At 69.5% G+C, this 23,425-nt stretch carries 20 protein-coding genes, 1 rRNA gene and 1 riboswitch; of the genes, 13 read left to right on the top strand and 8 right to left on the bottom strand.

Translation table 11 applies throughout. The features are described from left to right. The 11 genes from rrf to ACWBNA_RS33440 form a co-directional block, all read left to right on the top strand. Window positions 1–79: ribosomal RNA gene (gene rrf, locus ACWBNA_RS33490) — 5S ribosomal RNA — on the top strand; the annotation flags it as partial. A 109-nt stretch (window positions 80–188) separates the two neighbouring features. Then, entirely contained in the window at window positions 189–806 is a 618-nt protein-coding gene (gene clsA, locus ACWBNA_RS33485; RefSeq protein WP_482708259.1) for a cardiolipin synthase ClsA, read from the top strand. Between the two features lie 105 nt (window positions 807–911). Beyond that, entirely contained in the window at window positions 912–3,407 is a 2,496-nt protein-coding gene (locus tag ACWBNA_RS33480) for a sugar phosphate nucleotidyltransferase (protein ID WP_482708258.1), read from the top strand. A gap of 95 nt (window positions 3,408–3,502) precedes the next feature. Then, window positions 3,503–4,408 (top strand): DUF881 domain-containing protein, encoded by a 906-nt coding sequence (locus ACWBNA_RS33475; protein ID WP_482708257.1) that lies wholly within the window; start codon window positions 3,503–3,505, stop codon window positions 4,406–4,408. Continuing rightward, window positions 4,405–4,737 (top strand): small basic family protein, encoded by a 333-nt coding sequence (locus ACWBNA_RS33470; protein ID WP_003988855.1) that lies wholly within the window; start codon window positions 4,405–4,407, stop codon window positions 4,735–4,737. The genes ACWBNA_RS33475 and ACWBNA_RS33470 overlap by 4 nt, the downstream gene beginning before the upstream one ends. 5 nt (window positions 4,738–4,742) lie before the next feature. Then, window positions 4,743–5,576 (top strand): DUF881 domain-containing protein, encoded by an 834-nt coding sequence (locus tag ACWBNA_RS33465; RefSeq protein ID WP_482708256.1) that lies wholly within the window; start codon window positions 4,743–4,745, stop codon window positions 5,574–5,576. 61 nt (window positions 5,577–5,637) lie between these two features. Then, window positions 5,638–6,543: an FHA domain-containing protein gene (locus tag ACWBNA_RS33460; protein WP_482708255.1), complete on the top strand. Its 906-nt coding sequence runs from the start codon at window positions 5,638–5,640 to the stop codon at window positions 6,541–6,543. A 17-nt stretch (window positions 6,544–6,560) separates the two neighbouring features. Then, window positions 6,561–7,295 carry a transcriptional regulator FtsR gene (gene ftsR / locus ACWBNA_RS33455; protein WP_482708254.1) on the top strand — a complete coding sequence of 245 codons (735 nt, stop codon included), beginning with the start codon at window positions 6,561–6,563 and terminating at the stop codon, window positions 7,293–7,295. Window positions 7,296–7,380: 85 nt separating this feature from the next. Beyond that, the gene (locus tag ACWBNA_RS33450; protein WP_004002801.1) at window positions 7,381–7,854 is read left to right on the top strand and encodes a bifunctional nuclease family protein; all 474 of its coding nucleotides are present in this window, start codon (window positions 7,381–7,383) and stop codon (window positions 7,852–7,854) included. 259 nt (window positions 7,855–8,113) lie between these two features. Then, a complete protein-coding gene (locus tag ACWBNA_RS33445; RefSeq protein WP_482708253.1) occupies window positions 8,114–8,758 on the top strand; it encodes a MerR family transcriptional regulator in 645 nt (214 codons plus the stop codon). A gap of 58 nt (window positions 8,759–8,816) precedes the next feature. Next, window positions 8,817–10,214: a DNA polymerase IV gene (locus ACWBNA_RS33440; RefSeq protein WP_482708252.1), complete on the top strand. Its 1,398-nt coding sequence runs from the start codon at window positions 8,817–8,819 to the stop codon at window positions 10,212–10,214. 362 nt (window positions 10,215–10,576) lie between these two features. On the opposite strand, the gene ACWBNA_RS33435 is transcribed toward ACWBNA_RS33440, so the two are convergent. Next, window positions 10,577–10,948 carry a PRC-barrel domain-containing protein gene (locus tag ACWBNA_RS33435; protein WP_482708251.1) on the bottom strand — a complete coding sequence of 124 codons (372 nt, stop codon included), beginning with the start codon at window positions 10,946–10,948 and terminating at the stop codon, window positions 10,577–10,579. 114 nt (window positions 10,949–11,062) lie between these two features. After that, a riboswitch (glycine riboswitch) is annotated at window positions 11,063–11,158 on the top strand. 184 nt (window positions 11,159–11,342) lie between these two features. Here ACWBNA_RS33435 and gcvP point away from each other — a divergent pair. After that, window positions 11,343–14,228 (top strand): aminomethyl-transferring glycine dehydrogenase, encoded by a 2,886-nt coding sequence (gene gcvP, locus ACWBNA_RS33430; protein ID WP_482708250.1) that lies wholly within the window; start codon window positions 11,343–11,345, stop codon window positions 14,226–14,228. Between the two features lie 125 nt (window positions 14,229–14,353). Here gcvP and ACWBNA_RS33425 read toward each other — a convergent pair whose 3' ends face one another. The 7 genes from ACWBNA_RS33425 to ACWBNA_RS33395 form a co-directional block, all read right to left on the bottom strand. Further along, the gene (locus ACWBNA_RS33425) at window positions 14,354–14,773 is read right to left on the bottom strand and encodes a TOBE domain-containing protein (protein ID WP_482708249.1); all 420 of its coding nucleotides are present in this window, start codon (window positions 14,771–14,773) and stop codon (window positions 14,354–14,356) included. A gap of 57 nt (window positions 14,774–14,830) precedes the next feature. Continuing rightward, entirely contained in the window at window positions 14,831–15,958 is a 1,128-nt protein-coding gene (locus ACWBNA_RS33420) for an ABC transporter ATP-binding protein (protein ID WP_482708248.1), read from the bottom strand. Window positions 15,959–16,289: 331 nt separating this feature from the next. Continuing rightward, complete coding sequence (locus tag ACWBNA_RS33415) at window positions 16,290–17,147, bottom strand: ABC transporter permease (RefSeq protein WP_482708247.1); 858 nt, start codon at window positions 17,145–17,147, stop codon at window positions 16,290–16,292. Further along, window positions 17,144–17,965 (bottom strand): molybdate ABC transporter substrate-binding protein, encoded by an 822-nt coding sequence (gene modA / locus ACWBNA_RS33410; RefSeq protein WP_482708246.1) that lies wholly within the window; start codon window positions 17,963–17,965, stop codon window positions 17,144–17,146. The genes ACWBNA_RS33415 and modA overlap by 4 nt, the downstream gene beginning before the upstream one ends. 171 nt (window positions 17,966–18,136) lie before the next feature. Further along, window positions 18,137–18,532: a TOBE domain-containing protein gene (locus ACWBNA_RS33405; protein ID WP_482708245.1), complete on the bottom strand. Its 396-nt coding sequence runs from the start codon at window positions 18,530–18,532 to the stop codon at window positions 18,137–18,139. A gap of 89 nt (window positions 18,533–18,621) precedes the next feature. Next, entirely contained in the window at window positions 18,622–20,574 is a 1,953-nt protein-coding gene (locus ACWBNA_RS33400; RefSeq protein WP_482708244.1) for an APC family permease, read from the bottom strand. 284 nt (window positions 20,575–20,858) lie between these two features. Then, window positions 20,859–21,413, bottom strand: a complete 555-nt coding sequence (locus ACWBNA_RS33395) for a hypothetical protein (protein ID WP_482708243.1) — start codon at window positions 21,411–21,413, stop codon at window positions 20,859–20,861. Window positions 21,414–21,766: 353 nt separating this feature from the next. Between ACWBNA_RS33395 and ACWBNA_RS33390 the strand changes: the two genes are divergently transcribed. Then, window positions 21,767–23,269 (top strand): glycoside hydrolase family 43 protein, encoded by a 1,503-nt coding sequence (locus ACWBNA_RS33390; RefSeq protein ID WP_482708242.1) that lies wholly within the window; start codon window positions 21,767–21,769, stop codon window positions 23,267–23,269. Window positions 23,270–23,425: the final 156 nt, after the last annotated feature.

The following is a 23,425-nucleotide window of genomic DNA, read 5'->3' as shown; positions in this document are numbered from 1 at the left end:
TCCGAACCCGGAAGCTAAGCCTTACAGCGCCGATGGTACTGCAGGGGGGACCCTGTGGGAGAGTAGGACGCCGCCGAACTTCTTTTAGAGCTCTGGCTCTTGGGCACACAGCCCAAGGGCCAGAGCTTTTTTGCGTTGAGGTAAGGTCAGGGGGCATCGTCGGCTCATTGTGCACAGGAGGCTCCCGGGTGGAGGTCCAGGAGACCCGCGTCCAGACGGACCGGGTCCTCACCATCCCCAACATCCTCAGCATGGCGCGGCTCGCTGGAGTGCCGCTCTTCCTGTGGCTGATCCTCAGGCCTGAGTTCGGCGGTCCCCAGAGCGACGGGTGGGCGCTTCTGGTGCTGGCTTTGAGTGGGGTCACTGACTACCTGGACGGGAAGCTGGCCCGGCGTTGGAACCAGATCAGCAGTCTCGGCCGGCTCCTGGATCCCGCGGCTGACCGGCTCTACATTCTTTCGACTTTGGTCGGTCTCACCTGGCGCGAGATTCTGCCGATCTGGTTGACCGCTGCACTTCTGGCACGCGAGTTGGTCCTGCTGGTGATGGTGGGCATCCTCAGACGCCACGGCTATCCACCTCCCCAGGTGAACTTCCTGGGCAAGGCCGCCACCTTCAACCTGATGTACGCCTTCCCCCTGCTGCTGCTCAGTGACGGAAGCGGATGGATCGCGTCACTCGGTGCTATTTTCGGATGGGCGTTCGCCGGATGGGGTACAACGCTGTATTGGTGGGCAGGAGTCCTCTACGTGGTACAGGTCCGCCGCCTGGTTCGTGCGGACGCCATGGCCGACCGAACTCGCTGATTCAACGGCTGTATCGGCCCGATGGCCCGCGGCGGAAAAGTGCGGGACAATCTGACGGGTGAAGTCGGCTAGACCGTCATCTCTTTATAGGAGGACGCTTCCGACATGAAGGCCGTCGTGATGGCCGGAGGCGAAGGCACACGCCTTCGCCCTATGACCTCGAGCATGCCCAAGCCGCTCCTGCCGGTGGCCAACAGGCCGATCATGGAGCACGTTCTGCGGCTGCTCAAAAGGCATGGGCTCAACGAGACCGTCGTTACTGTCCAGTTCTTGGCCTCGCTGGTCAAGAACTACTTCGGTGACGGTGAGGAGCTCGGTATGGAGCTCACCTACGCCAATGAGGAGAAGCCACTCGGTACCGCCGGAAGCGTCAAGAACGCCGAAGAGGCGCTGAAGGACGATGCTTTCCTCGTCATCTCCGGTGATGCCCTGACCGACTTCGATCTCACCGAGCTCATCAATTTCCACAAGGAAAAGGGTGCGTTGGTCACCGTCTGCCTGACGCGTGTGCCCAACCCGCTGGAGTTCGGCATCACGATCGTCGACGAGGAGGGCAAGGTCGAGCGCTTCCTGGAGAAGCCGACCTGGGGCCAGGTCTTCTCGGACACCGTGAACACGGGTATCTACGTGATGGAGCCCGAGGTCTTCGACTATGTCGAGGCCGATGTCTCCGTCGACTGGTCCGGTGATGTCTTCCCGCAGTTGATGAAGGAAGGCAAGCCGATCTACGGCTACATCGCCGAGGGCTACTGGGAGGACGTCGGTACCCACGAGAGCTACGTGAAGGCGCAGGCCGACGTCCTGGAGGGCAAGGTCGACGTCGATCTCGACGGCTTCGAGATCTCCCCGGGCGTGTGGGTGGCGGAAGGCGCCGAGGTGCATCCCGACGCCGTTCTTCGCGGTCCCCTATACATCGGTGACTACGCCAAGGTCGAGGCCGGCGCCGAAATCCGTGAGCACACCGTCATCGGCTCGAACGTCGTCGTGAAAACCGGGGCCTTCCTGCACAAGGCCGTCGTGCACGACAACGTGTACGTCGGTCAGCACAGCAACCTGCGGGGCTGTGTCGTCGGAAAGAACACCGACATCATGCGCGCGGCCCGGATCGAGGACGGCGCCGTCATCGGAGACGAGTGCCTGATCGGTGAAGAATCGATCGTGCAGGGCAATGTGCGGGTCTACCCGTTCAAGACCATCGAGGCCGGCGCCTTCGTCAATACCTCGGTGATCTGGGAGTCCAGAGGGCAGGCACACCTCTTCGGCGCCCGTGGAGTGTCCGGGATCCTGAACGTGGAGATCACGCCCGAGCTGGCCGTGCGTCTCGCCGGCGCCTACGCGACCACGCTCAAGAAGGGCTCGACCGTCACCACGGCTCGTGACCACTCCCGTGGTGCGCGTGCGCTCAAGCGGGCGGTCATCTCCGCCCTGCAGGCCAGCGCCATCGACGTACGAGACCTGGAGAACGTGCCACTGCCGGTGGCGCGGCAGCAGACCGCGCGGGGCAGTGCCGGCGGGATCATGATCCGGACAACGCCCGGTGTTCCGGATTCCGTGGACATCATGTTCTTCGACGGGAACGGGGCTGATCTTTCGCAGGGAAGCCAGCGGAAGCTGGACCGGGTGTTCGCACGGCAGGAGTACCGGCGGGCGTTCCCGGGTGAGATCGGGGACCTGCATTTCCCTGCCAGTGTCTTCGACTCGTACACAGGGTCGTTGCTGCGGAACGTCGACACCACGGGCATTTCCGAGTCCGGGCTCAAGGTCGTCGTCGACGCGTCGAACGGCAGCGCCGGGCTCGTCCTGCCCAGCCTGCTCGGAAAGCTCGGTGTGGACGCGCTGACCATCAACCCGGGGCTCGACGAGTCCAGGCCCACCGAGTCGGCAGACGGGCGCCGGTCGGGGCTCGTGCGGCTGGGAGAGATCGTGGCGTCGGCACGGGCCGCGTTCGGGGTGCGGTTCGACCCCGTCGGTGAGCGGTTGTCGCTGGTCGACGAGAAGGGGCGGATCGTCGAGGACGATCGCGCTCTGCTCGTCATGCTCGACCTGGTGGCGGCGGAGCGGCGCAGTGGCCGCGTCGCGTTGCCGGTGACCACGACGAGGATCGCCGAGCAGGTGGCGGCGTATCACGGGACGCAGGTGGAGTGGACGACCACTTCTCCGGACGACCTGACCCGCGTCGGTCGGGACGAGACGACGATCTTCGGCGGGGACGGCAAGGGCGGGTTCATCGTCCCCGAGTTCAGCAGTGTCTTCGACGGTACGGCGGCCTTCGTGCGGCTGATCGGGCTGGTGGCGCGGACGCAGTTGACGCTCAGCCAGATCGATGCGCGGATTCCCCGGGCGCACGTCCTCAAGCGGGATCTGGCGACTCCCTGGGCCGTCAAGGGCCTGGTGATGCGGCGGGTCGTCGAGGCGGCTGGAGATCGCTTCGTGGACACAACTGATGGTGTGCGGGTGGTGGAGACCGACGGGCGCTGGGTCATGGTGCTGCCGGACCCGGCGGAAGCGGTCACTCACCTGTGGGCGGAGGGGCCGGACGACGCCTCCGCCCAGGCCTTGCTGGACGAGTGGGCGGCGGTCGTGGACAGCGCCGGGCGTTGAACCCTCGTACGCGTGCGTGTCGGGCAGGTGTCCCCACGGGGCCTGCCCGGCACGCCGGTGGGGCCATTCGGAGGTAGTGGTCGCGACGTGCGACGATGTGCGGCATGCCGCAGCAGCCCCCCGTTCGGAGCACTCCTCCGCGCCCCTCGCGCCCGGACGCGTCCATGTCGCTGCTCACCAACGTCATGGACCACAGCCTCGACGACGGGTACGCCGAGGCCGCCGTCCGCAAGAAGGAAGCGGGCGACGGAGGGCTGCCCAAGACGCTGCGGTCGAAGCTGGGTCTGGCCGCCGGCCTGGTGCTCGCCGCACTGGTCGTGACCGTCGGGGCCGCCCAGGCCCGGGTGGCCGCTCCGGTCGTCGCCAAGGAGCGCGAGGAACTGATCGACCGCATCGACCGGGAGACCGAGGCCGCGGACAAGCTGGAGGACTCCGTCGACGAGCTGCGCGACGACGTGAGCGCGCGCCAGCGGGCGGCCCTCAGGGACAGCGGCGGCAGCGAAAAGGCGGAACTCGTGGGCATTCTCTCGGGTGCCACGGCCGTGCGGGGCCCCGGGGTGAAACTGGTCGTGGACGACGCCAAGGAAGCCACCTCCGGAGGTGACGGCGGCCCCCGCGAGACCTCCGGGTTCTCCGACACCGGGCGGGTGCGTGACCGGGACATGCAGCGGGTGGTCAACGGACTGTGGGAATCGGGCGCCGAGGCGGTGTCGATCAACGGGCAGCGGCTGACGGCGCTGTCGGCGATCAGGGCCGCGGGCGACGCGATACTGGTGGACAACAAGCCGCTCGTTCCGCCGTATACGGTGCTTGCCGTGGGGGACGGCAAGCGGCTGAGCACCAGGTTCCAGAACAGCGCCGACGGCCTGTATCTGCATGCCCTGCAGGAGAACTACGGCATCCGGACCGCCATTTCCGTGGCGGACGACCTCCGGCTGCCCGCCGCACCGAGTGTGATCGTACGTACAGCACAGCCGAGAAGTGAGAAGGGCACATCGTGATCGCCGTACTGGGCCTCGTCGTCGGAGTCGTGGCCGGCCTGTTGGTCCGTCCCGAGGTTCCGGCGGTTGTCGAGCCTTATCTGCCGATCGCCGTGGTGGCGGCCCTCGACGCCGTCTTCGGAGGTCTGCGGGCCATGCTCGACGGCATCTTCGACGACAAGGTCTTCGTCGTGTCGTTCCTGTCGAACGTGGTCGTGGCCGCGCTGATCGTGTTCCTGGGCGACAAGTTGGGCGTCGGTGCCCAGCTGTCCACCGGTGTCGTGGTCGTGCTCGGGATCAGGATCTTCTCCAACGCCGCGGCGATCCGCCGGCATGTGTTCCGGGCGTGAGGCGGATGAGCAACCAGGACGAGACGCCGGAGAACAGGCTGCGCAGGGAGCTGCCGGAGGAAGTCACCGCCGAGCCTCCCGCGGCGGCCGCGGACGCCTCCGAGGGGCCGCCGCAGCTGACCGGCCGTCAGCGGCTGGTGGACGGGCTGTGGCCGCCGCGTGTCACCAGGGCCCAACTCATCGTCGCGGTACTGCTGTTCGGGCTGGGATTCGGCCTCGCCGTGCAGGTGGCGTCGAACAGTGACAGTGACAGCGCTCTGCGGGGGGCGCGTCAGGAAGATCTTGTTCGTATCCTCGATGAACTGGATGACCGTACACAGCGTCTTGAAGACGAGAAACAGGGTCTCGAGAAGCAGCGGGACGAGTTGGAGAACAGCTCGGACCAGGCGGAGGAGGCCCGCAAGCAGACGGTCGAGAAGGAGAAGCAGCTCGGCATCCTGGCGGGCACGGTGGCCGCGCAGGGACCGGGCATCACGATGACCGTCGACGACATGAAGGGGGCGGTCAAAGCGGACATGCTGCTCGACGCGATCCAGGAGCTGCGCGCGGCCGGGGCCGAGGCGATCCAGGTGAACGGCGTGCGGGTCGTCGCGGGCACCTATCTGGCCGACTCCGGCAAGAGCGTGAGCGTCGACGGGAACAAGATCAACACCCCCTACCGTTTCAAGGTCATCGGCAAGCCGCAGGACCTCGAACCGGCGCTCAACATCCCTGGAGGCGTGGTGCAGACTCTCGAGAAGGAGCAGGCCACCGTGACCGTCGAGCGGTCGGACAAGATCGTCGTGGACGCCTTGCGAGCGGCGAAGCGGCCTGACTACGCTCGGTCGTCCTCCCAGTGAACCGGGGGTGCATGGGGGACGTCCGGCTAGGGCATGAGGTTGCGGGGGGTCGGCGCACCGATTGGGTGGTGCGTGGTGGAAACTGTCCGGTGGACACGGACGTTGTGAGGATGTCCGGATCGACCGGTGTGTTCAATCAGGGTTCGTCCTGCCCCACGGGCGGGTCTGTTTCGGTCAAGGGGAATCGCCCGTGAAGTTGTTTGCGAAGTTGTTCGGCAAGAGCGCGCGAGAGGGCAGCGACAATGCGACCGCCCGTCATCGCGCACAGCCCGACGCGGAAGGCCAGCGGCCGTTGTTCCGGGACCAGCTCGATGGTCCGGGTGATGACGTTTCCGGAGGTCAGGGCGCGCCGTCAGTTGACCCTGCCCAGTCCGGAGGCATAGGTTTCGGGCAACCGTCAACCTCAAGTTCGGGTGGAGGGTTTTCCCCTATGTCGGCCCTGGTGTGTACGAGGTGCGGTAACCGCAACGCGGAGAACAGCCGCTTCTGCTCCAACTGCGGCGCTCCGCTGCGGGCCGGGGCAACGCCCGAGCGTCCTTCCGAGACGACGTCCACGATCTCCATCTCCGGGCTCGAGGCCTACGACGCCGAGGTCACGGGCCAGACGCAGATGCCCATGCTCTCCCCGGAGGCGCAGGCTGCCGTCGACGCGCTGCCGCTCGGCTCGGCGCTCCTGGTGGTGCGTCGTGGTCCGAACTCGGGCAGCCGCTTCCTGCTGGACGGCGATCTGACCACGGCCGGGCGTCACCCGCAGAGCGACATCTTCCTGGACGACGTGACGGTCTCCCGTCGGCACGTTGAGTTCCGCCGTGGTCCGGACGGCTCGTTCACGGTGGCCGACGTGGGCAGTCTGAACGGCACGTACGTCAACCGTGAGCGGATCGACCAGGTCGCTCTGTCGAACGGTGACGAGGTGCAGATCGGCAAGTACCGGCTGGTCTTCTACGCGAGCCAGCGGGGCTACTGACCCTCCCGGGAAGGTCCATGCTGCAAACACCGAGCGGCGGTGCCGGGCACGGTACCGCCGCCACGGACAGCGGGCTGATGAGCATCGGCACGGTGCTGAACGCGCTGCGTGACGAGTTCCCCGAAGTCACCATCTCCAAGATCCGTTTTCTGGAGTCGGAGGGGCTCATCGAGCCGCAGCGGACCCCGTCGGGGTATCGCAAGTTCAGCGCCGACGACGTCGAGCGCCTCGGTCACGTCCTGAGGATGCAGCGGGACCACTATCTGCCACTCAAGGTGATCCGCGAGCACCTTGACGCCATGGAACGCGGTGAGGCCGCGCCACTGCCGACGGTGAGCCGGCAGCGGGACGGCGAGGGTCTCGCGGAAATCGAGGCGCCGACGGCGGCCAGGATCGGGCGGGCCGAGCTGATGGCCGCCGCCGGGATCGGCGAGCAGGAACTTCAGGAGTGGGAGTCCTACGGGCTGATCACTCCGCTGCCCGACGGGGCGTACGACGCCGAGGCGGCCACTGTGGCCTCGCTCATCGTCGAGCTCGGGCGGTTCGGGATCGAGCCGCGGCATCTGCGGGTGATGAAGGCGGCGGCCGACCGGGAGGCGGGGCTGGTCGACCAGGTGGTGGCCCCGCTGAGGCGCCATCGCAACCCGCAGACCAGGGCACACGCCGAGGCCCGTACGAAGGAGCTGGCGGGGCTCACGGTGAAGCTGCACGCGGCGCTCGTGCAGACCGCGCTGGGCGTGCGGCTGCCGTGAAGCGGGAGGGTTCGCACGGGTCGGATAGGCCACCCGTTCCCTGCCCGACTACCCAAACATCCCGGGCACGGCCTAGGGTTGCTGTGTGAACGAGCTCGATGTCGTAGGTGTCCGGGTCGAAATGCCCTCCAACCAACCGATCGTGCTCCTGCGTGAAGTGGGAGGCGACCGCTACCTCCCCATCTGGATCGGGCCTGGGGAGGCTACGGCGATCGCTTTCGCGCAGCAGGGCATGGCCCCCGCTCGACCGCTGACCCATGACCTGTTCAAGGACGTGCTGGAGGCCGTCGGGCAGGAGCTCACCGAAGTGCGCATCACGGACCTGCGTGAAGGCGTCTTCTACGCGGAGCTGGTCTTCGCCAGCGGTGTCGAGGTGAGCGCCCGGCCGTCCGACGCCATAGCGCTGGCCCTGCGCACCGGGACGCCGATCTATGGCAGTGACGGTGTGCTCGACGACGCCGGCATCGCGATTCCGGACGAGCAGGAGGACGAGGTGGAGAAGTTCCGCGAGTTCCTCGACCAGATCTCGCCCGAGGACTTCGGAACCAGCAGCCAGTGAGGCGTCCGCCGCCTCGTGGGCGAACCAGCCCGCGGGGCCTGGCAAGGTCCGTTGACGCCTCAAATGCCGGCATTTGCCAGCGGCGCGTGAGAGAGTCCTGCGGGCCGCTCCGAGCACATTCGGCTAGCCTTTCCCCGCGGTGGGGTGCGGGAAACCACTCGAAGGGTGATTATCACCCGGCGTGCCGAGTGTGGCGATCGTTGACGCGCCCCTGGTGACTGCCTACCGTCGAGAAGGCAGGTCAAGGACGGAGGTCGGCGTGAGAAGCAGCGGCGACGGTACGGCTGGGGGTGCCCCCGGACGCGGTCTCGGGGCGAGCGGTCCGTACCCGCTTCACAGCAACGCGGCCGATCACGCTCCGCAGCGACCGACGGCCGTGCCGAGCAGCGGAGGGGCGACGTCCATGGCGTCCGAGCAGATCGGCTACCGCGGTCCGACGGCCTGCGCGGCCGCCGGTATCACTTACCGGCAACTGGACTACTGGGCCCGCACCGGTCTCGTCGAGCCGAGTGTGCGGCCCGCCCACGGGTCGGGGACGCAGCGTCTCTACAGCTTCCGGGACGTTGTCGTCCTGAAGATCGTCAAGCGCTTTCTGGACACCGGGGTGTCGCTGCAGAACATCCGCACCACCGTTCAGCACCTGAGGGAACGCGGTTTCTGCGACCTGGAGCGCATGACGTTGATGAGCGACGGTGCCACGGTCTACGAATGCACCTCGCCGGACGAGGTCCACGCGCTGCTGCAGGGCGGCCAGGGCATCTTCGGGATCGCCGTGGGTGTCGTGTGGCGGGACGTGGAGAACGCGCTTTCTCAGCTGCACGGGGAGCGGATCGACACCGGGGAGACCCTTGTCGGGCACAACCCCGCGGACGAGCTGGCGCGGCGGCGCAACCGGGCGGTCTGACAGTCCGCCCCGCTCTTCGGAGACGGCATTGTCAGTGGCGTAGGGCAGCATCGGAGATGTGAGAAGCGCGCCCACGATCCTGCATCTCGACATGGATGCCTTCTTCGCTTCGGCGGAGCAGGCCTCCAAGCCGAGCCTGCGCGGGAAGGCCGTCGTCGTGGGCGGGCTCGGGCCGCGTGGCGTGGTGGCCACGGCGTCGTACGAGGCACGGGTCTTCGGAGTGCATTCGGCGATGCCGATGGCCCAGGCGCGTCGGCTCGCCCCGAACGCGGCGTATCTGGTGCCGCGCGGGGCGTTCTACCGGTCGATCAGCGAGCAGGTGATGGGGCTTCTGCGGGCGCTGTCGCCTCTTGTGGAGCCGTTGAGCCTGGACGAGGCGTTCGTGGACCTGGAGGCCGGGGGAGCGGCCTGGGACGACGCGTCGGCGCGGCTGGCCGGGGCGAAGCTGAGGACCGACATACGGGCCGTCACCGGGCTCACGGGGTCGGTGGGCCTCGCCGCCTCCAAGATGCTCGCGAAGATCGCCTCGGAGCAGGCCAAGCCCGACGGACTGGTGGTCATCGAACCGGGGACCGAGCGGGCCCTGCTCGGGCCGATGTCGGTGCGGACGCTGCCGGGGGTGGGGCCGACCACGGGCGACCATCTGCGGCGGGCCGGGATCCACACGATCGACGAGATCGCCGAGGCGGGTGAGGACGAACTCGTACGGCTGCTGGGCAAGGCCCATGGGCACGCGCTGTACGCCATGGCGCTGGCGCACGACGAGCGGCCGGTGGTGGCCGAGCGGGAGGCGAAGTCGGTGTCCGTGGAGGACACGTACGACGTCGACATCCACGACCGGGTCAGGGTGGGGCTGGAGGTGCAGCGGCTGGCCGACCGGTGTGTCCGGCGGTTGCGGGGCTCGGGACTGTCCGGGCGGACCATCGTGCTGAAGGTGCGGAGATACGACTTCTCGACGCTGACCCGGTCCGAGACCTTGCGGGGGCCCACGGACGATCCGGCGGTGGTGCGGGAGGCGGCCGCGCGCCTGTTGGACTCGGTGGACACGACAGGGGGTGTGCGGCTGCTGGGAGTGGGCGTGAGCGGCCTGGCCGACTACACACAGGAGGACCTGTTCGCGCAGGCGGCGGGGGAGCTGGCGGACAGCGCCGGGTCGGTGGAGGACGCCGACGAGGTGCCCGCGGTGGAGCCGGCCGCGCCGGTCGAGCGGCGGTGGGTCTCGGGGCACGATGTCGCCCATGCCGAGTACGGGCACGGGTGGGTGCAGGGGAGCGGGCTCGGGCGGGTGACCGTGCGGTTCGAGACACCGGACTCGGAGCCGGGGCGTGTGCGGACCTTCCGGGTCGACGATCCGGACCTGGAGCCGGCGGAGCCGTTGCCGTTGGTGGAGCGACGACCTGGGGCGGCTGAGGGCGGGGCGTCTTCGGCGGAGGGGGGCCGGGTGCGGGCGGGGTGAAGCGCGGTGGGGGTTGTGCGGATGAGTGGGTGTCCGGATGAGTTGGTGGGAGGTGGGAGGTGGGAGGTGGGCCGGCGGGATGGGTGCGCGAGGTGCACCCGCGTCGGCCGAGAGGGGATGCGGGGGCGTCTGCGGACGGAGGTTCGCGGTTCGCGGGGTTCGTGCGTGACCGGAGTTGGTGTGGGCCGGGCGTGGGTGGCGCAGCCCGGCGCTGACGGGGTGCCGCCTGCGCCCACCCGTGCCGCCCCGAGCGGCACGACTGCCCGCAGGCTGACGGGGTGGCGCCTGTGCCGCCTGGGCCCACTGGTGCCGCCCCGAGCGGCACGATTGCCCGCAGGTTGGCGGCGGGGTGGCTGTGAGGGTCAGGGGTCGTCGGTGCCTGCCAGTTTGCCGAAGGTGTGGTCCGGGATGGGGGGAGGGGCGCCCAGGTCCAGGCCGTAGTGGTGGTAGAGCTGGAGTTCTTGTTCGGGGGAGAGGTGGCGGCCCACGCCGAAGTCGGGGGCGTCCTTGATCAGGGCGCGGTCGTAGGGGACGTGGAGGGTGCCCTCGATCAGTTCGCTCGGTTCCAGGGGGACGAAGGCGTCCCGGGAGAAGAGGCCGGTGCGTATGGCGGCCCACTCCGGTTCACCGGTCGCGTCGTCGAGGTAGACCTCGTCGATGGTGCCGAGCTTGGTGCCGTTGCGGTCGAACGCCTTGCGGCCGATCAGGTTGCGCGGATCGATGTCGGTCTGCACGGGCCCTCCACATGGTCGCAACTCATCCGTAGGCACTACAAAAGAGCAGAATCTGGAAGGCGGCCACTCGAAGGTTGGAGCGTGGACCGCGCTGGTACGCTGACAAACGGCTGCTGACCCCGTGCGGGAGAGTCCTCCAGACATCATCGGAGGCGCCGAAGGAGCAAATCCTCCCCGGAATCTCTCAGGCCCACGTACCGCACGGACGAGGTCACTCTGGAAAGCAGGGCGGGTGCCGACGGCGTCGACGGCTTCCGCTCTCACCGACGGTGAAAGTCGGGTGCCCTCGGGTGTCCGGTGAAGCTCTCAGGTTGAGATGACAGAGGGGGAGGCCGTCCGGGTACCCGCGCCGCGGTGACCCTCGAAGGTCGTGTCAGACCAGGAGGCCTCCGTAATGACCGCCCATCGCATTCCGCTCTCCGAGCTCGAGCAGGGAATCCCCTTCGAGCAGCGCCACATCGGGCCCGACCAGGAGGCGCGGGCCAAGATGCTCGCGCAGGTCGGGTACGGCTCGCTCGACGAGCTCACCGCCGCCGCGGTCCCGGACGTGATCAAGAACGCCGACACGCTGGAGCTGCCGGGGGCCCGCACCGAGGCCGAGGTGCTGGCCGAGCTGCGCTCGCTGGCCGACCGGAACCAGGTTCTCGACTCCATGATCGGGCTCGGGTACTACGGGACCTTCACGCCGCCCGTCATCCTGCGGAACGTCATGGAGAACCCCGCCTGGTACACGGCGTACACCCCTTACCAGCCCGAGATCTCCCAGGGGCGGCTCGAAGCCCTGCTCAACTTCCAGACCATGGTCGCCGACCTCACCGGGCTGCCGACCTCGGGCGCCTCGCTGCTCGACGAGGGCACCGCGGCCGCCGAGGCCCTGGCGCTGTCGCGGCGCATGGGCAAGAACAAGAAGGGCCTCTTCCTGGTCGACGCGGACACGCTGCCGCAGACCATCGCGGTGATCGAGACCCGCGCCGAGCCGACCGGTGTGGAGGTCGTGGTCGCCGATCTCAGCGACGGTATTCCGGCCGAGATCGCCGGGCGTGAGATCAACGGCGTGCTGCTCCAGTACCCGGGCGCCTCCGGTGCCGTACGCGACATCAAGCCCGTGATCGAGCAGGCGCACGAACTCGGGGCGCTGGTGACCGTCGCCGCCGATCTGCTGGCGCTGACGCTGCTGAAGTCCCCGGGGGAGCTCGGCGCGGACATCGCGGTCGGCACGACGCAGCGCTTCGGTGTGCCGATGGGCTTCGGCGGCCCGCACGCCGGATACATGGCGGTGCGCGAGAAGTTCGCGCGCAGCCTGCCCGGACGGCTCGTCGGGGTGTCAGTGGACGCCGACGGGAACAAGGCGTACCGGCTCGCTTTGCAGACCCGTGAGCAGCACATTCGCCGGGAGAAGGCGACCAGCAACATCTGCACCGCGCAGGTGCTGCTCGCGGTGATGGCCGGTATGTACGCCGTCTACCACGGCCCCGACGGCCTGCGGACCATCGCGCGGCGCACCCACAGGTACGCCGCGGTCCTCGCCGCGGGCCTGACGGCCGGCGGGGTCGAGGTCGTGCACGGCTCCTACTTCGACACGCTGACCGTCCGGGTGCCGGGGAGGGCCGCCGAGACCGTCGCGGCCGCGCGGGCCAACGGCGTCAATCTGCGGCTCGTCGACGGTGACCACGTGTCCATGGCCTGCGACGAGACCACTCTGCGGGCCCAGCTGGGCGCCGTATGGGCCGCGTTCGGGGTCGAGGGCGACATCGAGGCGCTCGACGCGGTCACCGAGGAGACTCTGCCGGACGCGCTGCTGCGGAGCGACGAGTACCTGGCGCACCCCGTGTTCCACCAGTACCGCTCCGAGACCGCGATGCTGCGCTACCTGCGCCGCCTGGCCGACCGCGACTACGCCCTCGACCGGGGCATGATCCCGCTGGGCTCCTGCACCATGAAGCTCAACGCGACCGCCGAGATGGAGCCGGTCACCTGGCCCGAGTTCGGGCAGCTGCACCCGTTCGCGCCCGCCGAGCAGGCGCAGGGCTACCTCACGCTCATCCGCGAGCTGGAGGAGCGGCTCGCCGAGGTCACCGGGTACGACAACGTGTCGCTGCAGCCCAACGCCGGCTCGCAGGGCGAGCTGGCCGGGCTGCTCGCCGTACGCGGGTATCACCGTGCGAACGGTGACGATCAGCGGACCGTGTGCCTGATCCCCTCGTCGGCGCACGGCACCAACGCCGCCAGCGCGGTCATGGCGGGGATGAAGGTCGTCGTCGTGAAGACCGCCGGTGACGGCGAGATCGACGTCGAGGACCTGCGGGCGAAGATCGAGCAGTACCGGGACGAGCTGTCGGTGCTGATGATCACCTACCCGTCGACACACGGTGTCTTCGAGGAGCACGTCGCCGACATCTGCGCCCAGGTGCACGAGGCGGGCGGGCAGGTGTACGTCGACGGTGCCAACCTGAACGCGCTGGTGGGCCTGGCCAAGCCGGGGCACTTCGGCGGTGACGTCTCGCACCTGAACCTGCACAAGACCTTCTGCATCCCACACGGCGGCGGTGGGCCGGGTGTCGGCCCGGTGGGCGTGCGCGCGCACCTGGCGCCGTATCTGCCGAACCACCCGCTGCAGCCCGCGGCCGGACCGGAGACGGGCGTCGGGCCGATCTCGGCCGCGCCCTGGGGGTCCGCCGGGATCCTGCCGATCTCGTGGGCGTACGTCCGTCTCATGGGCGGGGAGGGGCTCAAGCGGGCCACGCAGGTGGCGGTGCTCAGTGCCAACTACATCGCCAAGCGTCTGGAGCCGCACTACCAGGTGCTCTACACCGGCCCGGGCGGGCTGGTCGCGCACGAGTGCATCATCGATCTGCGGCCGCTGACCAAGGCGACCGGTGTGAGCGTCGACGACGTCGCCAAGCGGCTCATCGACTACGGCTTCCACGCGCCGACGATGTCCTTCCCGGTGGCCGGCACGCTGATGATCGAGCCGACCGAGTCCGAGGACCTGACCGAGCTCGACCGGTTCTGCGAGGCGATGATCGCCATTCGTGCGGAGATCGAGAAGGTTGGCAATGGCGAGTGGTCCGCGGAAGACAACCCGCTGCGGAACGCGCCGCACACCGCCGGAGCGCTGGGCGGGGAGTGGGAGCACGCCTACACGCGCGAGGAGGCCGTCTTCCCTGCCGGTGTGTCGGTGGCGGACAAGTACTGGCCGCCGGTGCGTCGGATCGACCAGGCCTTCGGCGACAGGAACCTGGTCTGCTCCTGCCCGCCGCTGGAGGCGTACGAGGACTGACGTGTAGTACTCGGGAGGACTGACGCGTAGTACGTGGTGAGGGCCACTAGGTGATGAGGGCTCCGTCCGGCGGTTCGTCGGGCGGAGCCCCTGTGCGTCGGTTCGTCGGGCGGAGCCCCTGTGCGTTACGGGGTCGCGAGGGAGATCTCGGTCGACTTGATCAGGGCGACGACCGCCGTGCCGGGTGCGAGGGCCAGGTCCGTCACGGCGTCCCTGGTGATCACCGCCGTCAGGTCGTCGCCGTCGAGGGCGACCTTGACGGAGGCCATGGCGCCGCCGGTCGTGAGGTCGCGGACGGTGCCCGCGAGCTGGTTGCGGATGGAGACGCCTTCGACGGGGGCGGTGGCCAGGGAGATCTCCGTCGACTTCACCAGGGCGTGTACGGCGGAACCCGCGGCGAGGCCGAGTTCCTCGGCGGCCTCCAGGGTGATCGCCGCGGTGAGGTTCCGGCCGCCGGTGAGGCGGACCTTGACCGTGGCCATGACCTCGCCGGGGGTGACGGCGGTGACGGTGCCGGGGAGCTGGTTGCGGATGCTCAGGCTCATGGAGAGGGCCTCGTTGGGGGTGGGGAGTGGGGCCCCCACGGTAGTCGGAGGCAGGGCTTATGCCGGGTATGCGTGAGTCTGGCTCGCCTTGACCGTTGCCCAGGCCGGTGCGCCCGGGTGCAGGTCGAGCTCCGCCGCCGCGACCGTCGTGAGGTCGGCGGCGAGGGGGAGTCCGCCGGTGAGGTCCACGCGGATCTGGTCGCCGTGGGTCTCCAGGCCGGCCACTTCGCAGCGCCACAGGTTGCGGGCGCTGGAGCCGGTGGGGCGGTCGCGGTGGAGGGTCACGGCGCTCGGGGGGAACGCGACGAAGACCGGTCCGGAGAGGTCCTCCGTGGTGGTGATGGCGGGGCCGGCGTCCAGACGGACCGTGTGGCCTTCGGCCTGGCCTCTGTAGAGGTTGAGGCCGACCAGCTGTGCGATGTAGTCCGTGCGGGGGTGACGGGCGATGTCGGCGGGTGTGCCCTCCTGGACGACCCGGCCGTGCTCCACGACCACCAGCCGGTCGGCCAGCACCATGGCGTCCAGCGGGTCGTGGGTGACCAGGACGGCGACGGCCTCGAACTCGGCGAGGTGGCGGCGGAGTTGGGCGCGCACCTCCAGGCGGGTGCGGGCGTCCAGGGCTGCCAGGGGTTCGTCGAGGAGGAGCAGACGGGGACTGGTGGCCAGGGCTCGGGCCAGGGCGACGCGCTGGGCCTGGCCGCCGGAGAGGCGGCGGGGCTTGGCACCGGCGTGGTCGGCGAGGCCCATGCGGTTCAGCCACTCGGCGGCCTGCGCGCGGGCCTCCGTCTTGGTCGCGCCGTGGCAGCGGGGCCCGAAGGCCACGTTGTCCAGGGCGGAGAGGTGTGGGAAGAGCAGGTAGTCCTGGAAGACGACGCCGACCGGGCGGGACTCGGGGGGCGTACGGTCCAACTCGGCCCCGTCCAGGCGCAGGTGGCCGCCGGTGAGCGGGGCGAGGCCGGCGAGGGCGCGCAGGGCGGTGGTCTTGCCGGCGCCGTTCGGGCCGAGCAGGGCGACGACGTCGCCGGGGGCGGCGGTGAGGGTGACGTCGAGGCGGAAGGTGTCGCGGGCGACGATGAGGTGGGCGTTGAGGCCTTCGGTGTGGGTGCCCGTGCCCGTGCCTGTGCCGGTGCCTGTGCCGCTGGCGGTGGCGGTGGCGCCGGTTGTGGTGTCGTCGACGTTGGTCATGAGGGGCGTTTCCTGGAGTCTGTGCGTGACCGGGGTCGGTGCGGGCCGGGGGTGGGTCGCGCTGCCCGGCGCTGACGGGGTACCGCCTGCGCCCACCCGTGCCGCCCCAAGCGGCACGACTGCCCGCAGGTTGTGGGGTGGGGTGTCGCTTGTGCTCGCCGGTGTCGTCTTGAGTGGTGTGACTGTCCGCAGGTTGTGGGGTGGGGTGTCGCTTGTGCTCGCCCTTGTCGTCCTGAGTGGCATGACTGGCGGCAGGCTGGGGTGCGTTGATGCGGTCGGCCAACCCAGCTGGGCAGGGTGGGTGGGGCGCCGAATCGGGCGGGTCGGGGGGTCATGAGGGTGTTGTCCAGCGGTCGCGCAGGCCTGCCAGGACCGCGATCGATACGCCCAGCAGGACCAGGCTGAGGGCGATGGCGGCTGCCGGGTCGTTCTGGAGGGCCAGGTAGACCGCGAGTGGCATGGTCTGGGTCCGGCCCGGGAAGTTGCCCGCGAAGGTGATCGTGGCCCCGAACTCGCCGAGGGCTCGTGCCCAGGCGAGGACGGAGCCCGCTGCGATGCCCGGCATGATCAGCGGCAGCGTGACCCGGCGGAACGCGGTGAAGCGGGAGGCGCCGAGGGTGGTGGCCGCCTCCTCGTAGCGCGGGTCGGCGGCGCGCAGGGTGCCCTCGACGCTGATGACGAGGAACGGCATCGCCACGAAGGTCTCCGCGAGGATCACGCCGGCCGTGGTGAACGGGAGCGTGATCCCGAACCAGGAGTCCAGCCACTGCCCGGCCACGCCGTTGCGGCCGAGGGCGAGCAGCAGTGCGACGCCGCCGACCACCGGGGGCAGGACCAGGGGCAGGGTCACCAGGGCGCGGACCAGACCGCGTCCGGGGAAGTCGGTGCGGGCCAGCAGCCAGGCCAGGGGGACGCCGACGACCAGGCTCAGGGCGGTCGCCGCCGTGGCGCACACCAGGGACAGGCGCAGGGCCTCCCAGACCTCCGCGCTGGTCAGCTGCTCGGGGAGGCTGCGCCAGGGAGCTCGTACGAGCAGGGCGACCAGCGGGAGGAGCAGGAACGCCAGCCCTGCCAGGGCGGGGACGAGGAGGGGCAGGGGCACGCCTCGGCGGGCGCCTGTCCGCAGAGGCCGCCGCCGCCCACCCTCCGGGAGGACGTCTGCGGGCGTGGTCTTGTCGGGCCTGGTCATGGCGCGAGGAACCCGGCCCCGGTCAGGACCTTCTGGCCCTCGGCGGACCTCACCAGTTGGATGAAGGCGTTGGCGGCGGCGGGGTTGGGCGCGTTCTTGAGGAGGGCGATCGGGTAGTCGTTGACGGCCTTTGCCGACTCGGGGAACTCCACGCCTGTCACCTTGTCACCGGCCGTCTTGACGTCCGTCTTGTAGACGACGGCGGCGTCGGCCTCCTTCAGCTCGACCTTCGTGAGGGCGCTCTTGACGTCCTGCTCGTAGGAGACCGGGGTGAGCTTGAGGCCGGCGGTCTCCAGGGCCGTCTGGGCGGCGGAGCCGCACGGCACCGTCTTGTCGCACAGGACGACCTTCAGGTCGGACTCGGTGAGGTCCTTGAGGGAGGTGACCTTGTCGGGGTTGCCCGGCAGGGTGGCGATCTCCAGCTGGTTGCGGACGAACGTGGCGGGCGGGCCGGCCGTGTCCTTCTCGTCCGTCACGATCGCCATGGGCTTGGCGCTCGCGGCGGCGAACACGTCGGCCGGGGCGCCGCCCGTGATGTTCGCGGCGAGGGTGTCGCTGCCGCCGAAGCTGAAGGTGACCTTCGTGCCGGGGTGCTCCTTCTCGAACCGCTTGCCCAGGGTCGTGAAGCTCTCCTGGAGCGAGGCGGCGGCGAAGACGGTCACCGTGCCGGAGAGCTTCGCGGAGGAGTCGGATCCAGCCGAGCCCGAGTCCGCTTCGGAGGAGCCGGAGGAGGAGCACGCGCCGAGGGCCAGCAGTGCGGCGGCTGCCGCGCCGACCGCCTGAAGGGTCCGGCGGGTCCGGCGCGCGGAACGGGTCATCACGGGTCCACTCCCTCGGTCTGCCTGCAAAGAGCCCGTCGGACCCTTCCGGTGCACCGATCATACTTCCGCATATGCGAGGCATAAGTCCGCTGTGGCATCGCATGAGCTGGGGTGTGAATCGTGCAGGGTTGCATGTGCGTTCACACGTACGTCACGCCGAGGGGAGTCTTAGACGCGGTCGATGTGTACATTCGTCGACTTCACGCGGGCCGTCGCCTCCATGCCGACCTCCAGGCCGAGTTCCTCGACGGCTTCGCGGGTCAGCAGGGAGACGAGCCGGTGCGGGCCTGCCTGGATCTCGACCTGGGCGGCGACGTCGCCCAGTTTGATCGCCGTGACGATGCCCGGGAAGGCGTTGCGGGCGGAGGTGTACGGCGTGTCCTCGTCGGTGCCGGCCGCCCTGGCCAGTTCCACCGAGAACGCGGCCAGATCCCGCCCGTCGACGAGCCGCCGCCCGCTGTCGTCGCGGTGGGTCGCCACCCGGCCGGCGTCCGCCCAGCGGCGCGCGGTGTCGGGGCTCACGCCGAGCAGCTTCGCCGCCTGGCCGATCGTGTAGGACTGCATGCGGTCACGATAGGGCCGTGAACGGTGGGTCGTGGATGGCGGGCCGTGTATGTGGGGCAGGGCGCGCCGAGGGCGGGGTGGTGGCGCGCTCAGCCGGTGTGGACGCGTGGCCGGCGGGTCCGGTCGGGTTCCGCCTCGCGCAGGACCTCGCGGGTGACCGGGGCGACCTCGCCCTGGCCGAAGAGGAAGAAGCGCAGGAAGTTGGTGAAGGGGTTGCCCTCGGTCCATTCGAAGTAGATGTGCGGGGTGCAGCCGGTGGCGTCGCGGGCGTGCAGGAGCAGGGCGGCCAGTGCGTTCGGTATGGAGGACGACTCCAGGGTCAGGACGCGGTAGCGGTCGTGCAGGACCTCGCCGCGTACGGTCAGACCCGACTCGAACTCGGAGGGGTCCACGACCGTGACCTCGACGAAGACGAAGTCCTCTCCGGCGAAGTCGTTGTCCTCCCGGATCTGCTCGATCTTGTCGCGGTACTCGGCCTTGTCCCGGCGGTCGGGCTCGTTGGCGATGAACCGCATCTTGCGGCTGGCCATGTCGCGGATGAAACGTTCTGCCATGTCGTCCAGCGTCACGCCGGTCACGCGCAGTTCGAAGGCGCGGGCCAGCCGGGACAGCAGGGAGACCAGGATGATGCCGGCGATGAAGCAGGCGCCGATCTTCACGCCGTCGGGTCGCTCGATGACGTTCATGACGGTCGTGTAGAGGAAGACCGCCGAGATCACCGCGAAGGCGACGGTCCAGTTCCGCTGGCCTGCCTTGCGGGCGGCGATCGTCACCGCGATGGCCGCGGAGCTGATCAGCACCAGTACGCCGGTGGCATAGGCACCGCCCTGCGCGTCGACGTTCGCGTCGAAGATCCAGGTGACGAGGAAGGCGACGAGGGTGAAGACGATGACCATGGGGCGCACCGCGCGGGCCCAGTGCGGGGCCATGCCGTAGCGGGGCAGGTAGCGGGGCATCAGATTGAGCAGCCCGGCCATCGCGGAGGCACCGGCGAACCAGAGAATGGCGATGGTCGAGACGTCGTAGACCGTGCCGAAGGCGTTGCCCAGGTAGTCGTGCGCCAGGAACGCCAGGGCGCGTCCGTTCGCCTGGCCGCCCGGCTCGAACTCCTTCTCCGGGATCAGCAGGGTGGTGATGAAGCTGGTGGCGATCAGGAAGGCGCTCATGACCAGGGCGGCGGTGGTGAGAAGTTTCTTCGTGTCGCGGATCCGGCCGGTCGGCTGTTCGTCGGTGTCGTCCGGGTCGCCCTGGACGTGGGGCATGACCGCCACGCCGGTCTCGAAGCCGGAGAGGCCGAGAGCGAGCTTGGGGAAGACCAGCAGGGCCACGCCGATCATGGCGAAGACGTTGCCGTGTTCGGCGGTCAGTGCGCTGGACCAGGCGGTGACCACGTGGCCGGCCGTGATGACGTGCCACAGGCCGACGAAGACGACGACGAGGTTCAGCGCCAGGTAGACGCCCACCAGGACGACCGCGACCCCGATCGCCTCCAGGAAGCCCTTGAGGAACACCGCGCCCAGCAGCGCCACCAGGATCAGCGTGATCAGCAGCTGCTTGTCGTGCAGGGCACCCGTGAGGTGGGGGTTCTCGACGAGGTGGGTCGAGGCGTCCGCCGCCGACAGCGTGATGGTGATCAGGAAGTCGGTCGCGGCGAAGCCGAGCAGGGTCAGGACGAACAGCTTGCCCTTCCAGAAGGACAGCAGCCGTTCCAGCATCGCGATCGAGCCCTCGCCCCGGGGACTCTCCTCGGCCACCCGCCGGTACACGGGCAGGGCGCCCACGAGGGTGACGATCACCAGCACGATGGTCGCCACGGGAGAGAGCAGGCCGGCGGCGAGGGCCGCGATGCCCGGCTGGTAGCCGAGGGTCGAGAAGTAGTCGACGCCGGTCAGGCACATGACCCGCCACCAGCGTCGGCCCTGGTGCGCGGGCTCGGGCGTGGCGTGCGGGCCCTGGGGGCCGCCGCCCTTGCCCATGTCGGACAGACCTTCCAGCATCCAGGAGTGCAGACGACTGGGCGGGGGGTGTTCGGTGGTGGCCATCGGGCGTGCTCCTGGGGTGCGGCTCAGCGTGTGGATCCGGCCATCACGTGTACGGCCGGATCAGCGTAGGCGGAGAGTGATGCCTTGGCCCACGGATGAGGTGTCTGAGCGCGTCAAGCTTCCGTTAAGACGGGCCGGCGGACGTCAGCAGCAGGTCAGGCGGGTGCGCGCCGGTCCGACGGCTGCCGCGACGGGCCGCGGTGACTGAGGGGGGCTGCCCGAGGACGGACACCTCGGGGCCATGCCGTACGGCCTTTTCCAGCCTCCCTGTGCGGGCGGCGCCGTCACTCGAGGCCGGAGACCTTGAACACGTGCAGGGCGGTCTCGTGGTCGATCCGCCGGGCGAGGCGGCCCAGGACGAGGGCGCCGCAGGTGAGCGAGCCGCGGGACACGGACGTCTGGGCGTCCTCGTCCAGGCGGTGCCACAGATCCGGGTTGTCCACCAGGATCTGCGGGTCGATCTCCACTCGGCCACCGAGCGCGTCCCGCAACACCAGCCGGCGGCTCACTCCGTCCGGGCAGCTGACGGAGACCAGCAGGTCGGTGCGGACCCGGTGTTCGCGCAGCAGCCCACGGGACGCCAGCCAGCCCTCGCCGGCGCACACCCGGGGCGGGCAGAGCACCACGAACAGCAGGAGGCCCAGGGCGAGCCACAGCGTCCCGCGCCAAGGGGTGAAGAAGCCCTCGCCCCAGTCGATGACGAGCAGTAGCACCAGGAGCGTGCCCGCGCAGCGGACGGAACTGTGCAACTCCCGCACCCAGCGCCGGTCGTGCACCGCCACGCCGGGTCCCGGAGCGCTTGCGCCGGCCGGCTCGTGCCACGCGTCGCGGAGTCCCATGGGTCGACGGTAGGGATTTCCGGGGCGGGGCGGCATGCGTTGACGCCACTCTGACGGGTATTCGGCGCTTCTTGACGCGTCAACCGCGGGTGCACGGCGGGGTGGTTCACTTCCTCGCCGTGGTGAGGGCTCCTGGGGCGCCACCAACTCTCCGCCCACGACCCTGACCGCGCACACCGGAGCACGCCCTCTCGGCTTCATCGGCGAGCCTTTGGACGCACGTCCGGGAAGGCGAGCGAGCACGGCTGACGGCATCTTGCCCCGCCTGTCCGGGCCACCTACAGTGCGCCCCGTAACGTTCGTTAGATCATCCGAAAGTTTCGCCCGTGCGATGCTCGAAGGGACTGACACGCATGCGGACGTACGGCAATCCCGTGATCGGTGGCTTCCACCCGGATCCCAGTGTGTGCCGGGTCGGTGACGACTACTACCTCGTGTGCTCGAGCTTCGAGTACTTCCCCGGTGTCCCGCTCTTCCACAGCCGTGATCTCGTGCACTGGCGCCAGATCGGCAACGTGCTGGACCGGCCCGGACAGTTGGAGCTGCCCGACGACACGGTGGCCTCCGGTGGCATCTACGCCCCGACGATCCGACACCATGACGGCCGCTTCCACATGATCACGACCAATGTGTCGGGCAAGGGCAACTTCCTTGTGACCAGCGATCGCCCCGAGGGCCCGTGGTCCGACCCGGTGTGGATCGACCTGCCCGGCATCGACCCCGACCTGGCCTTCGACGACGACGGAAACTGCTGGTGCGCGGTCTCCGGGGTCCGGGTCGCGCGCATCGACCCGGTGACCGGCAAGGTGCTGGAAGGTCCCCTTCCGGTGTGGTCCGGCACGGGACTTCAGCACCCCGAGGCCCCGCACCTCTACCGGATCGGCGACTGGTGGTACCTGATGCTGGCCGAGGGTGGCACCGCGCACGGCCACAGCGTCTCGATCGCCCGCGCCCGCGACCCGCGCGGCCCCTACGAGCCGGCGCCGGCCAACCCGGTCCTCACCCACAGCGGCACCGATGAGCCGATCCAGTGCACCGGCCACGCCGACCTGGTCCAGGCGCCCGACGGCACGTGGTGGATGCTGCTCCTGGCCACGCGCCCCGGTGGCTTCTTCCCGTCCTTCCACGTCCTGGGACGGGAGACCTTCCTGACCCCGGTCGAGTGGGTGGACGGCTGGCCCCGCGTCGGACCCGTGCGAGAGCGGCATCCGGCGCCGGCCGCCTGGCAGCCCGTCGAACTCCCGCCGGAGCGCGACGACTTCGACGCCGGGCAGCTCGCGCCGCACTGGATCTCCCCGCGCGACAGGCCGGCGGGCGCCTGGTCGCTCGGCGAGCGGCCGGGGTGGCTGACCCTGTGGGCGACCGGGGACAGCCTCGACCGGCCGGGTCACACCTTCGTCGGACGCCGTCAGCAGCATCCGCAATGCCGGGTGGCGGCGCGTCTGGACCCCGCAACCGCCCGCGCGGGCCTGTCCGTTCGGCTGGATGAAGCCCACCACTACGATGTCGAGGTCGCCGGGGGAGAGGTGAGCATCGTCGCCCGGATCGGTCCGGTACGGCAGTGCCTCGTCCGCCGGCCCGTGCACGCGGGGCCGGTCACGCTGGTCGTCGAGGTCCGTACGTCCCCCGTCGCGCCGACCGCCAGGAGTTCCCGGGACCGGGCTCCGGGAGTCAGGGCCGGAGGGCCCGACACGGTGGCCTTCTCGATCGAAGGCGGTGAACCCCTGGCCGAGTTGGACGGCCGCTACCTGTCCACACAGGTCGCCGGCGGCTTCACCGGTCGCGTGATCGGCATGTACGTGACCGAGGGCAGCGCGTCCTTCGACTGGTTCGCCTACACCCCGTCGAGCTCCTGAAGCAGCCGCTTTCCGGAACAAGTCGACGGCGGACTCGCTCAACATTCCCCGCGTACAAGGGGTTGCCACCGTTTGGGAGCTGTCTCTAGGGTGCGGCAACAACGAACCTTTCTGGATCAACTCCGAAACTTTCGGTCCACCGGACAGGCGTGGACG

The sequence above is a fragment of the Streptomyces sp. Q2 genome (genome assembly GCF_056820935.1).
The sequence above is the reverse complement of the archived record's forward strand: the minus strand, read 5'-3'. Positions and strand labels throughout refer to the sequence as shown.

Coding starts and splice junctions, on each gene's coding strand:
- ACWBNA_RS33480 (WP_482708258.1), top strand. CDS start 912: ATGAAGGCCGTCGTGATGGCCGGAGGCGAAGGCACACGCCTTCGCCCT.
- ACWBNA_RS33475 (WP_482708257.1), top strand. CDS start 3,503: ATGTGCGGCATGCCGCAGCAGCCCCCCGTTCGGAGCACTCCTCCGCGC.
- ACWBNA_RS33465 (WP_482708256.1), top strand. CDS start 4,743: ATGAGCAACCAGGACGAGACGCCGGAGAACAGGCTGCGCAGGGAGCTG.
- ftsR (WP_482708254.1), top strand. CDS start 6,561: ATGCTGCAAACACCGAGCGGCGGTGCCGGGCACGGTACCGCCGCCACG.
- gcvP (WP_482708250.1), top strand. CDS start 11,343: ATGACCGCCCATCGCATTCCGCTCTCCGAGCTCGAGCAGGGAATCCCC.
- ACWBNA_RS33425 (WP_482708249.1), bottom strand. CDS start 14,773: ATGAGCCTGAGCATCCGCAACCAGCTCCCCGGCACCGTCACCGCCGTC.
- ACWBNA_RS33420 (WP_482708248.1), bottom strand. CDS start 15,958: ATGACCAACGTCGACGACACCACAACCGGCGCCACCGCCACCGCCAGC.
- ACWBNA_RS33415 (WP_482708247.1), bottom strand. CDS start 17,147: ATGACCAGGCCCGACAAGACCACGCCCGCAGACGTCCTCCCGGAGGGT.
- modA (WP_482708246.1), bottom strand. CDS start 17,965: ATGACCCGTTCCGCGCGCCGGACCCGCCGGACCCTTCAGGCGGTCGGC.
- ACWBNA_RS33405 (WP_482708245.1), bottom strand. CDS start 18,532: ATGCAGTCCTACACGATCGGCCAGGCGGCGAAGCTGCTCGGCGTGAGC.
- ACWBNA_RS33400 (WP_482708244.1), bottom strand. CDS start 20,574: ATGGCCACCACCGAACACCCCCCGCCCAGTCGTCTGCACTCCTGGATG.
- ACWBNA_RS33395 (WP_482708243.1), bottom strand. CDS start 21,413: ATGGGACTCCGCGACGCGTGGCACGAGCCGGCCGGCGCAAGCGCTCCG.
- ACWBNA_RS33390 (WP_482708242.1), top strand. CDS start 21,767: ATGCGGACGTACGGCAATCCCGTGATCGGTGGCTTCCACCCGGATCCC.